Origin of the sequence: Massilia sp. TSP1-1-2 (genome assembly GCF_049896185.1) — a bacterium.
In the GTDB taxonomy this organism is placed as follows: domain Bacteria; phylum Pseudomonadota; class Gammaproteobacteria; order Burkholderiales; family Burkholderiaceae_D; genus Telluria_A.
The window spans coordinates 236,025-249,125 of record NZ_JAFCTU010000004.1; the positions used below are offsets into that span (position 1 = coordinate 236,025).

Here is a 13,101-nt window from a genome sequence, read left to right on the forward strand (position 1 = left end):
CTTCAATGACTAATTTTGTTGCGCGGGCATTCACCGCCGCTGCCCTCCGTGATCTCAGATTGCGCCTGCCCATGCTCGGCGCCCTGCTGCTCGTTTCCGGCTGCGCCCAGTTGACGCCGGAGCCGTTGCGCGAGAGCACCCTGCTGACCCAGGCCAGGATCGACCGCGACAGCGCCCAGCGCGGCGTGGAACCGATCAGCGGCCCGCTCAGCCTGCCCCAGGCAATGGCGCGCGCCCTCAAGTACAACCTGGACCGGCGTTCGCGCATGATGGAAGAAGCGATCGCTCTCGGCCAGCTCGACCTGTCCACATTCGACATGCTGCCGCGCCTGATGGCCTCGGCCGGCTACCATCATCGCAGCGAAAACAACACCACCCGCGCCGTTGATTCCGTCACCGGCGCCCCATCGCTCGCCAACCCCTTTATTTCATCCTCGCGCGACCATACCCTGTCCGATGTCGGGGCCACCTGGAACCTGCTCGACTTCGGCCTGTCATTTGTCAGCGCGCAGCAAAACGCCAACCGCGTGCTGATCGCCGCCGAGCGCCGCCGCAAGGCCTCGCACATTTTGCTGCAAGACGTGCGCACCGCCTTCTGGCGCACTGCCAGCGCCCAGAAGCTGCGCACCAACATCGGCCGTTCGATTGCCCTTGCCGAAGAAGCCCTCCTTGACGCACGCAAGGCCGAACAGGAGCGCCTGCGCTCGCCGATCGAATCGCTTCGCTACCAGCGCCAGTTGCTGGAAAACTTGCGCCTGCTCGAAGGTATCGACCAGGAACTGGCGAGCGCGCAGATCGAACTGGCTAGCCTGGTCAACGCCCCGCCCGGCAGCGCCCTGCTGGTGCTGGAACCAGCCGAGCAATTGAGCGAGTCGATCCTCGAGCAGCCCATTGACGTGCTTGAAACAACCGCCATTGCCAACAATGCCGACTTGCGCGAGCAGCATTACAACGTGCGCGTGGCGCAGGCCGAGACGCGCAAGGTGTATTTCAAAATGTTCCCCAACCTGAACCTGAACGCCAACCTCAAGTACGATACCGACAAGTACCTGGTTCACAACAGCTGGACCGAAACCGGCGCCCAGCTCTCGTTCAACCTGCTCAATCTGGTCAGCGCACCGGCCCAGAAGCGCCTGGCCGACGCCGGCGTAGCGCTGGCCGACCAGCGCCGCGTGACCATGCAGATGGCAGTGCTGGCCCAGGTGCACCTGGCGTGCCTGTACTACGCCAACGCGCTCAAGCAGTTTCGCCGCGCCGACGCCATCTGGTCGGTGGACGAGCGCATCAACCAGCATAGCGCCAACCGGGCCCAGGCCGAGAGCCAGGGCAAGCTGGAACAGGTGTCCAACAACACCACCGCCATCCTGAGCCTGCTGCGCCGCTACCAGGCGCTGGCGTTGGCCCATGCAGCGTTGAGCAAGCTGCAAGCGGCGCTGGGCGTCGAGCCCGCCACCGAGCGCCAGACCGGCCTGCCGCTGGACGAACTGAGCGCGGCGATCGAGGCCTCCGTGCGCAGCAACGGGCAAGGCGCGGCTGCGGCTGCGGCCAAGCCATGAGGCTGCGCGCCGCCCTGTGCCTGCTGGGATGCGGTGCGCTCCAGGCCTTTGCCGCCGCTCCTGTGCCAGCGCCGCTGATCCCCCAGGCCCGTACGGGCGCCGCCAGCGCCAAAGTGGCCCCGCCCAAGGCCGCCAGCGCCGGCCTGGAAAGCCGCGAAATTCGCGCCCAGCTGGCACCGCACCGCTTCACGACCCTTGCCGCTGAAATAGGCGCGCGCGTGCAGCGCCTGCCGGTGCAGGAAGGCGGCCGCTTCAAGGCCGGCCAGACACTGGTCAGTTTCGACTGCTCGCTGCAGCAGGCGCAGCTGAGCAAGGCGCGCGCGGCCCTTTCTGGCGCCGAGCAAACCTGGCAGGCCAACCGGCGCCTGTCCGAACTCAATTCGATCGGCAAGGTGGAGTTGAACGTTTCCGAAGCCCAGGTCGCGGAACATCGCGCCGAACTGGCGGTGATGCATACCCTGGTGAGCAAATGCACTATCAGCGCACCGTTTACGGGCCGCGTTGCCGAAAGTCGGATTCGCGAACAGCAGTTCGTACAAAGCGGCCAGGCGATCATGGAAATTATCGACGACAGCGTGCTCGAACTCGAATTTTTGGTGCCCAGCAAGTGGCTCAGCTGGCTCAAGCCGGGCTTCCAGTTCACCATCGGCATCGATGAAACCGACAAGTCCTATCCGGCCAGGCTGCAGCGCATTGGCGCGCGCGTGGACCCGGTCAGCCAGTCGGTAAAGCTGGTGGCCACCATCGACGGCCGCTTTCCCGAGCTGCTCACCGGCATGAGCGGCCGGGTCCAGATCGCGCCGCCCGCCAAGTAACCGTAACGCCTCATCAAAGAACCAGAACGGGATTGCCCATGACCTCCAAAGCGCCGACCTCTTCGACCCTGCCAGCACAGGCCGCCGCCCGGCGCACCCTCACGCGCCGCAAGCCGAGCCCGCTCGCACTGGAGGCGCGCCTGATGTTCGACGGCGCCGCCATGGCGACCCTGATCGACGCGCCCGAGCATGCCGCGCCGCTGCGCGAGGCAAGCACCGAGCTTGCCGCCACGCTTGAATTGCCAACGCTGCCAACGCTGGCCGCGCCGCCCCAGCGCCATGAAATCGCCTTTATCGACACCACCATCGCCGGCTGGCAAACGCTGGCCGCGGGCCTGCGCACCGGCATCGAACTGGTGCTGCTCGACCCGGCGCGCGACGCGTTTGCGCAGATGGCCGAACGCCTGCAAGGCAGCACGGGCCTGGACGCCATCCACTTGGTCAGCCACGGCAGCGTGGGCGCGCTCGTCATCGGCGGCCAGACTTACCAGCAGGCCGACCTGGCCGGACATGCAAGCGAACTGGCCACCATCGGGCACGCGCTGGGCGAGCAGGGCGACCTGCTGCTCTACGGTTGCGACATTGGTCAAGGCAGCAGCGGCGCCGCGCTGGTGGACGCCATCGCCCGCGCCACCGGGGCCGACGTGGCAGCCAGCACCGACACCACCGGCTCTGCCGCTAATTTTGGCGGCAACTGGCAGCTCGAGCGCGCCAGCGGCGCCATCGACGGCGCCCTGCTCGCCCCGGCCGCGCTGCTATCCGGCTTTGAAGGCAAGCTGGCCAAGATCAATTTGTCGGGCAACAGCGGCTGGACCGCCATCATGTACGGCACCGGCCGTGATCCGGACGGCGACAGCCAGGCCGGCGCCGCCGACACCGACATCGTCGGCGACGCCACCCACGGTTCGCTCTACGCCGCCTACGACGACAACGGCACCGTCAGCACCGCCGACGACACGCTGGTGTTCCGGCTGCGCATCGACAACCCGACCAGCAGCACCTACTTTGGCGGCGTGGCCATTGTCGGCATGGACGCCAATCTGGACGGGCGCGCCGATATTTTTATGGCGGTGGACGGACGCAACAACGGCCAGGCCGTCAAACTGTATGAACCGGGCACGGGCGCGAACATGTCGCCCAACACCACCTCCACCAGCCCGCTGCCCGCAGGCTGGCTGGCCAACGGCGGCGTGTACGCTTTCAGCGCCAGCAATTATGCGGTCACGGCGGTATCGGCGGCCAGCGATCCGCACTATGGCGCCGCCACGCTCGACCCTGTCAACGGCACGCCCGGCGACATTGCCGGGGACGGCAAGACCGATGTCTTTGTCAGCTGGCGCATGCCGCTGGCCGACCTGGCCGCCGTGCTGGCCAAGCCCTCCCCGGTGGACCGCAGCGGCATCTACGGCCCGCGCGGCGCGACCGGCATCACCGGTTTTACCAAGGACACGGTGGTGCAGTACATTTCCTTCACCCAGACCCAGACCGGCCCCATCAACGGCGACCTGAACGGGGTGGGCGCCAGCTATGACAAAAACGCCACCTTCGCCGAACTGGGCGCCTTTACCGCGCCCATGTCGGCCAGCGCGCCGGTCAGTGCCGGGCCGGGCATCACCATTGGCGAGCCGATCAGCGGCGGCTTCATTAACGACGCCGAGGACAACAGCGTTGCCTTGTCCGGCACCACGGCCGCGCTCGCCAATGGCGTCAAGGTCACCATCACCGCCACCGACGGCAGCAGTACGCTCACCTTTATTGATGCCGCCACCGTCAGCGCCAACGCCTGGACCACGGCCGGCCTGGACCTGTCGGCGCTGGGCAATGGCGCGCTCAGCTTCACCGCCACGGCCGGCGGCGCCGTCGACAGCGCCACTGCCGTGCATGACAAAGCGGCGCCGCTGGTCGGCATCGCGCAACTTGCCAGCGCCGTGACCGGCAAGCCGACCTTCAGCGGCACCAGCGACCTGGCCGACGGTGCGCTACTCACGCTCACGCTCGACACCGACAACGTGGCCGCCACCGCCAACCTGGTCTACCAGGTGATGGTCTCCAGCGGTGCATGGTCGCTCAACACCGCCACCGTTGCGCCGCTGTCGGGCAGCATGCCGTCTGGCGGCCTGCCCGCCTTCACCAAAGTCAGCGCCACCGCCACTGACAGCGCCGGCAACAGCAGCACCGCCGTCGCCCTGAACCGGCCCACCGTCACGGCTGTCAGCACCAACGACACCACCCCGACGGTGAGCGGCACCTGGACCAATGTGCCGGGCGACAGCTTGAGCGTGACGGTAAATGGCGTTGCCTGCACGCCGACCATCAGCGGCAACAGCTGGAGCGTGCAGGTGAGCACGGCGCTGGCCAGCGGCGCCTCGTATGAAGTGGTGGCCACCGTCGCGCGCGCCGGCCTGCCGGCGGTGAGCGACACCACCACGCTCGAGGCGAGCATCACCAGTTCACCGCTGGTGGCAATCGACATCACCGGCGACAGCGCGGGCGACCCGACCAGCAACGGCAGTGCCAGCGGCAGCGCCACCTTGCCTGTCATTAGCGGCACCTCGTCAAACGCGGGCGGGTTCGTCATCGTGCGGCTCGACCCCAACAACGACGGCAACCTGTCCGACGCCGTGACGTACTCGGTCACGCCCAACGGCGCGGGCGTCTGGACGCTCGACACGGCCAGCGCGGCGGCCATTGCCGGTTCGCGTCCGAACGGCGGCTTTGTCGGCGCGCTGGGCATTTTGGCCAGCGACAGCAGCGGCAGCGTCAGCGACAGCCAGGTGCTCACCATTACCACGCCAACGCTCGCCATCGGCACGATCACCAGCACCGCTTCGCCCAGCGGCCTGGCGGGCATCAACAACAGCGGCGCCGGCGCCACCTTCCTGAACCTGGTGGAGGACAACAGCGTCATCTTTACCGGCAGCGCCACCGGGGGCAGCAGCGTGACCCTGACCATTACCGACGCCAGCGGCAATTTTGTCACGGTTGCCAATGTCGCCGTCGCGGGCGGCGCCTGGTCCAGCAGCGCGGCCCCGGTCGACCTGTCTGCCCTCGACAACGGCACGCTGACAGTGCGCGCCGCGCTGAACGGCACTACCGTCAGCGCCACCAATAGCACCGTCACGCACGACAAAGTGGCGCCACAAATCTTCAATACGACATCGAGCGAAATCAAGAAGTCGTCGCCCGCCATTTCCGGCAGCAGCGACCTGCTCAACACCGTGCTGGCGGTCTCGTTCACGCCCGCTGGCGGCACGCTGCAAACGGTGGACGTGACGACCGACGCCAGCGGGCGCTGGACCACCGGTGCGCTGCTGAACGCGCCAAGCGGCAACCCCACCAGTGCGGCGGTCAGCGTCGTGCCCAAGGTCGCGGCCACGGCCATCGACGGGGCCGGCAATATCGCCCAGCCGCTGAACTGGACCCAGACCTTGTCGGCCAACGCCTCTACCAAGACCATCACCGTCGGGGCGTTCAATGCCGGCACCGACATCATCAACAGCGAAGTGACGGGCGGCGTGATCATTTCCGGCACCACCACCCTGGCCAGTTCGCCGGTGGTAAGCGTGCGCGTGACCGACATTAACGGCAATTTCGCCGACATTTCTACCACGGCCAGCGCCGCCGGAGCCTGGAGCGCCACCCTGTCGAACGCCGCCATCAAGGGCTTGGTCAACGGCCCGCTGACGGTCAAGGCATCGGCCGTGGAAAGCGGCACGCTGACCATTTACGATATCGCCGTACCGGCCACGCTGTCGCTGACCAGCCCCACCGTGAGCGTGACCGACAACGTGGCCGGCACCGCCACCGGCGCCGTGCTGTTCACGTTTGCCTTTACGGAAAACGTCAGCGGCTTTGACGTCACCGACGTGGACGTTACCAATGGCACCAAGGGCAGCTTCACCGTCGTCAATGCCGCCACCTATACGCTGGCGGTGACGCCCACTGCCGGCAGCGCCGGCACCATGCTGGTGAGCGTGGCCGGCGCCAAGGCCGTCAGCACCAATACCGGCCGCGCCAACGTCGCCGGCAGCGACAGCCAGGGCTTTGAAACGACCGGCGCGGCCGCCGCGCCAACGGTCACCGTGGTGACTACCGCCCTGGCCAACGACAGCACGCCGCTGCTGACGGGAACCTCGTCGCTGGCGCCTGGTGCGCCCGTGCTCATTAACATCGACACCAACAACGACGGCGTCACCGACCTCAGTTATTCGGCCACGGTGCAGGCTGACCATAGCTGGAGCCTGGACACCGGCAGTGCCACGCCGTCAACCGGCAGCCTGCCCGGCGCTGGGCTAAGTGCCTATGCCCGGATCACGGCCACAGCCACCAATGCGTATGGCAACAGCACCACGGCCACGGGCCTGAACCTGCCCACCGTAAACCCGCTCGCCACCAACGACAACACCCCGAGCATTACCGGAAGCTGGACGCAAATTGGCGGCGACAGCATTGCAGTGGTGGTCAACGGCGTTACCTACTCGCTTGCCAACGGCAACCTGACAGCGAGCGCCACCGGCTGGTCGATCACCACCGGCGCCCTGGCCGACGGCGCCTACAGCGTGACAGCCACCACCACCCGCGGTGGCGGCGGCACGGCCATCGATCCCACCACGCTCGAACTGACCATCGACACCACCGCCGGCGTCGGCATCACCACCCATGGCGGCGCCGCCGCGGCCATGACGAACTCGCCCAGTCCGGTCATCGGCGGCACCGTCAGCGGCATCGCCGACGGCACCGTGCTGACGCTGGGCCTGGACACCGACAACAATGGCAGCTATGAACTGAGCTACCTGACGCTCGTCAGCGGCGGCGCCTGGTCGGTTGACACCGGCAGCGCCACCCCGGCCAGCGGCAGTTTCCCGGCCGGCGGCTTGAACGGCAGCACACCGCTGCGCATTTCCGGCAGCGACGCCGCCGGCAATGCCGCCGCCGACCTGCAGACGCTCACGGTCGACGTCACGCCGCCAGCCATTGCATTTACTACCAACGGCAAAACCGCCGACACCACGCCGCTCATTACCGGCACCAGCGACCTGGCTCCCGGCTCCACCATCACCATCGACGTCGATCCTGACCACGATGGCGACTGGAGCAACCAGCAAACCTACACCACCACCGTCAACGCAAGCGGCCAGTGGTCGGTGCAGGCCGGCGTGCAACTGACCGGCACCACGCTTGGCCTGCGCGCCAGCGGCACTGACCTTGCGGGCAACAGTACCAGCGTGCTCAAGCCGCTGGAAATTGTCGCCAATGCGCCGTCCATCGCCATCACCAGCCCGATCGCCAGCGTCGGCGCCGACGGCATTGCCAATGCCACCGAAGACGACAGCATCGTCATTGTCGGCACCACCGGCAACGTTGGCGCGGGCAGCACCGTGAGCGTCACCATCACCGACGGCAGCATCACCATCACCGATACCGTCACCGTGCAAGCCGGGGGCACCTGGAGCCTGGCGCCGCTGAACCTGAGCGGCATGGCCAACGGCAGCATCAGCGTGAGCGCAGTGGTGACCGATATCGCCGGTGACGCTTATACCGACAGCACCAGCTTCACGCATGACAAATCGGCACTGATCGCGATCGACAGCATCAGCGTCGACACGGGCATGCTGGCTGATTTTGTCACCACCGACAACACCGTCAGCATCAGCGGCAGCGCCACGGCCAACGCGCAAGTGCAGGTGCTGGTAAAAGACGGCGTTGGCGCAACGGTTGCCGCCTTCAACCTCGCTGCCAATGGCGGTGGGGCGTGGACCACGGCAGCCACCGCCGCCCTGGCAAGCGGCAACTACACGCTCGAAGCGACCGTCGCCGGCACCACCGTCACGCGCGCAATGACCATCGTCGACGCCAGTGCGCCAGTGCTGGTTGGCAGCAGCCCGGCCGACAACGCCACCGGCGTCACCGCCAACGCCAGCCTGACCCTCACTTTCAGCAGGAACGTGCAGGCCGGCGCCGGCTATATTAGCCTGTACCTGGCGGACGGCACGCTGCTCGAAAGCTTCAATGTCGCCACTGGCGCGGGCGACCAGGGAGGCAGCGTCAGCTTCAATGGCGCCACCGGCCTGAGCGTCGATCCATTTTCCGACCTTGCCAGCGGTGCGTCGTATTACATCAAGATCGCCGCATCTGCCGTCATCGACAGCGCAGGCAATGCCTATGCCGGCATCGCCAATGCCACCACACTGAACTTCACGGCGGCGGGCGCCGACAGCACCGCACCGACCATTACGGGTCCTTCGGGCGCCGCCGGAGACGCGACGGCTGTCCAGACGATCAATGAGAACAGCGCCGTCGTCACCACCGTGAGCGCCAGCGAAAGCGTGACCTGGTCGCTCAGTGGCGGCGCTGATGCGGCCAAATTCACCATCAATGCCGGCACCGGCGCGCTCTCCTTCGTCAGCGCACCCGATTTCGAAACGCCGACAGACGTTGGCGCCAACAACACCTACGTCGTGCAGGTGCAGGCGATCGACGGCAGCGGCAATGCCGCGACCCAGACCATCACCGTCACCGTGGCCAACCTTGACGAAGCCGCGCCGATCATAACCGGACCGTCCGGCGCAGCTGGTGACGCCACGGCCATCAAGACGATCAACGAGAACAGCGCCGCTGTCACCACCGTGACCGCCAGCGAAAGCGTGACCTGGTCGCTCAGCGGCGGCGCAGACGCCGCCAAATTCACCATCAATGCCGGCACCGGCGCGCTCTCCTTCGTCAGCGCGCCAGATTTCGAAACACCGACCGACGTTGGCGCCAACAACACCTACGTCGTGCAGGTGCAGGCGATCGACGCCAGCGGCAATGCCGCAACCCAGACCATTACCGTCACCGTGGCCAACCTTGACGAAGCCGCGCCCGTCATTACGGGGCCATTCGGCGCGGCGGGCGATGCCACCGCCATCAAGACGATCAACGAGAACAGCGCCGCCGTCACCACCGTGACGGCCAGCGAAAGCGTGACCTGGTCGCTCAGTGGCGGCGCAGATGCGGCAAAATTCGCGATCAATGCCGGCACCGGCGCCCTCTCTTTTATAAGCGCACCCGATTTCGAAACGCCGACAGACGTTGCAGCCAACAACACGTATGTGGTGCAGGTGCAGGCCATGGACGCCAGCGGCAATGCCGCGACCCAGACCATCACCGTCACGGTTGCCGACCTTGACGAAACCGCGCCAGGCATCACCGGACCGTCCGGCGCGGCGGGCGACGCCACCGCCGTTAAGACGATCAACGAGAACAGCGCCGCCGTCACCACCGTGACCGCCAGCGAAAGTGTGACCTGGTCGCTCAGCGGCGGGGCAGATGCCGCCAAATTCACCATCAACGTCAGCACCGGCGCGCTCTCCTTTATAAGCGCACCCGATTTTGAAACACCGACCGACGTTGGCGCCAACAACACTTATGTGGTGAAGGTACAGGCTATGGACGGCAGCGGCAATGCCGCGACCCAGACCATCACCATCACCGTGGCCGACCTTGACGAAGCCGCACCGGTCATTACCGGACCGTCCGGCGCGGCGGGCGACGCCACCACCATCAAGACGATCAACGAGAACAGCGCCGCCGTCACCACCGTGACCGCCAGCGAAAGCGTGACCTGGTCGCTCAGCGGCGGTGCAGACGTCGCCAAATTCACCATCAACGCCGGCACCGGCGCGCTCTCCTTCGTCAGCGCACCCGATTTTGAAACACCGACCGACTTTGGCGCCAACAACACCTACGTCGTGCAGGTTCAGGCGATCGACGGCAGCGGCAATGCCGCGACCCAGACCATCACCATCACCGTGGCCGACCTTGACGAAGCCGCACCGGTCATTACCGGACCGTCCGGCGCGGCGGGCGACGCCACCACCATCAAGACGATCAACGAGAACAGCGTCGCCGTCACCACCGTGACCGCCAGCGAAAGCGTGACCTGGTCGCTCAGCGGCGGGGCAGACGTCGCCAAATTCACCATCAACGCCGGCACCGGCGCGCTCTCCTTCGTCAGCGCACCCGATTTCGAAACGCCGACAGACGTTGCAGCCAACAACACGTATGTGGTGCAGGTGCAGGCCATGGACGCCAGCGGCAATGCCGCAACCCAGACCATTACCGTCACGGTTGCCGACCTTGACGAAGCCGCACCGGTCATTACCGGGCCATCCGGCGCGGCGGGCGACGCCACAGCCATCAAGACGATCAACGAAAACAGCGCCACTGTCGCCAACGTGACCGCCGGCGAAAGCGTGACCTGGTCGCTCAGCGGCGGGGCAGACGTCGCCAAATTCACCATCAACGCCGGCACCGGCGCGCTCTCCTTCGTCAGCGCACCCGATTTCGAAACGCCGACAGACGTTGCAGCCAACAACACGTATGTGGTGCAGGTGCAGGCCATGGACGCCAGCGGCAATGCCGCGACCCAGACCATCACCGTCACGGTTGCCGACCTTGACGAAGCTGCGCCCGTCATTACCGGGCCATCCGGTCCGGCGGGTGACGCCACGGCCATCAAAACGATCAACGAGAACAGCGCCGCCGTCACCACCGTGACGGCCAGCGAAAGCGTGACCTGGTCGCTCAGCGGCGGCGCAGACGCCGCCAAATTCACCATCGACGTCAGCACCGGCGCCCTCTCCTTCGTCAGCGCGCCCGACTTTGAAACGCCGACCGACAGCGACGCAAACAACACCTATGTGGTGCAAATGCAGGCCATCGACGCCAGCGGCAATGTCGCGACCCAGACCATCACCGTCACGGTCGCCGACATTGACGAAGCCGCCCCGCTGATCACCGGTCCAGGCGCTGTAGCGGGCGCGGTGACGTCAGCGATGACGATCAGTGAGAATGCGACCTCCGTGGCCACCCTGACGGCAAGCGAAACAGTCACCTGGTCCGTCGTCAGCGGTGCCGATGGCGCCTTGTTTGCGATCGATGCCGCCAGTGGCGCCCTGCGCTTTATTGGCGCGCCGGATTTCGAGACCCCGGCTGACGCCGACGCCAACAACAGCTACCAGGTGCAGGTACGGGCCATTGACGCCAGCGGCAACGCGGCATTCCAGACCGTTACCGTCACGGTAGCGGACGTGGACGAGTCGATCCCTGACACGCGCGCGCCGCTGATCACGGCGCCAGGCGGCAGCGCCGGCGCCGTGGCATCGGCAAAAACCATCAATGAAAACACGAGCGCCGTCATGCGCTTGACGGCGAGCGAAAGCGTGACCTGGTCACTCGCCGGCGGCGCCGACGCCGCCAAATTTGCAATCGATGCCGCCACCGGTGCGTTGCGCTTTCTCGCCGCCCCCGATTTCGAGGCGCCGACCGACACCGGCGCGGACAATGGCTACGTGGTGCAGGTCCGCGCCGTTGACGCCAGCGGCAACGCGGCCGAGCAGAGCGTGACAGTGACTGTGGCCGACATCAGCGACACCGCCCCGGCTGCGCCAAGCCTGGACATGCTGGCTAGCTCGGACTCGGGCCGCAGCGACACCGACAACGTGACCCGCGCCACAGCGCCGGTGATCCGGGTAACGCTGGCTGGCAGCGCCGGCGAAAAGGTCACGCTGTACTCGGGCAGCGTTGTCATTGCCAGCGTGACCCTGTCTGAGCAGGACGCCGGCGCGGGCTTTGTCGACGTCACTATTGGCACGTTGGGCGAAGGCGTCAGCAACTTGACGGCCACGCGCACCAATGGCGCAGGTAATGTTTCGGCCAGCAGCGCCACGCTCGCCGTGACGCTCGACACCACGGCGCCGGCGGCGCCGCTGGTGAACCCGGAAACCGTCTTTACCAGGACGCCTGTCATCAGCGGCAGCGCCGCGCCGGACGGCGGCGAACGCCTAAGCGTAATTGTCAACGGCGTCACTTACCTTGAAGGCGACGGCCAGCTGGAGCGTGCAGGCACCAGCTGGACACTGGCCATCCCGGCCGCCGACGCGCTGGCGCTGGGTACATATTCGGTCAGCGCCGTGCTCACCGACGCAGCAGGCAACAGCCGGGCCGACATCGCCACAGCAGAACTGACGGTGGCGCAGCCTGCCGCCGTGCCGCAGGTTCCGACGCCAGCAACGGTAACCCAGCCCGAGCCCGAGCCCGAGCCAGTTGCGGCTGCGCCGTTGCCCGAGCCGGATGCGCCGGCAGTCGACACTGCGCTGCCGATCGACACCCCGCTGCCGGGCGTGCGCAGCATCGGCGACGATATCAGCAACCCGTTGCAAAGTGCGCCGGAACTGGTCGTGGGCGCGGCGCCGGTCGCCCTTGCCGGGGCCAGCGGCGACGTTATCGGAATTTTGACGGTGCGCGGCAAAGATGCGTTCCAGGTAGTGGTAATGCCGTCCAACGAGCCGGCGCTGGTGCTGTACCGCGGCGTGCCGGACCAGGATTTCGACCAGCTCAAGGATGCGCACATCAGCTTTCAGGTTCCCGCCGACGCCTTCATGCACACGGACGTGAATGCAAGCGTCAAGCTGGTCGCTACGTTAAGTACGGGCGAGCCGCTGCCGTCCTGGCTCAGGTTCGACGCCACCACCGGGCGCTTCGAGGGGACGGTGCCGGCCGGCCTTGGCGGTGAGCTGGTCATTTCCATCAAGGCCATCGATATGGACGGGCGACACGCCCAGACCATCTTCCGCATTAAACTGGTCGGCAACAAAATGGTGGGACGCCAGGGCTTGGCCGAGCAGTTGCGGCAGGCGGCAAAGCGCCCGGCGGGCCTGATACCATTGCCGCGCAAGGCTGCATGATGC

General features: G+C 66.5%; 3 protein-coding genes. All 3 read left to right on the forward strand.

Annotated features, from left to right (window positions below):
* Positions 1-5: 5 nt before the first annotated feature.
* The 3 genes from ACP7BV_RS05450 to ACP7BV_RS05460 are packed head-to-tail and all read left to right on the forward strand — an operon-like array spanning position 6 to position 13,098.
* Entirely contained in the window at positions 6-1,556 is a 1,551-nt protein-coding gene (locus tag ACP7BV_RS05450; RefSeq protein WP_426102293.1) for a TolC family protein, read from the forward strand.
* Complete coding sequence (locus ACP7BV_RS05455) at positions 1,553-2,371, forward strand: efflux RND transporter periplasmic adaptor subunit (protein WP_426102295.1); 819 nt, start codon at positions 1,553-1,555, stop codon at positions 2,369-2,371. Before ACP7BV_RS05450 ends, ACP7BV_RS05455 begins: the two co-directional genes overlap by 4 nt.
* A 38-nt stretch (positions 2,372-2,409) precedes the next feature.
* The gene (locus tag ACP7BV_RS05460; protein ID WP_426102297.1) at positions 2,410-13,098 is read left to right on the forward strand and encodes a DUF4347 domain-containing protein; all 10,689 of its coding nucleotides are present in this window, start codon (positions 2,410-2,412) and stop codon (positions 13,096-13,098) included.
* The last annotated feature ends 3 nt before the right edge of the window (positions 13,099-13,101 follow it).

Bases quoted from the DNA above. Each gene is read 5' to 3' on its own strand.
- ACP7BV_RS05450 (WP_426102293.1), top strand. From the start codon at position 6: ATGACTAATTTTGTTGCGCGGGCATTCACCGCCGCTGCCCTCCGTGAT.
- ACP7BV_RS05455 (WP_426102295.1), top strand. From the start codon at position 1,553: ATGAGGCTGCGCGCCGCCCTGTGCCTGCTGGGATGCGGTGCGCTCCAG.
- ACP7BV_RS05460 (WP_426102297.1), top strand. From the start codon at position 2,410: ATGACCTCCAAAGCGCCGACCTCTTCGACCCTGCCAGCACAGGCCGCC.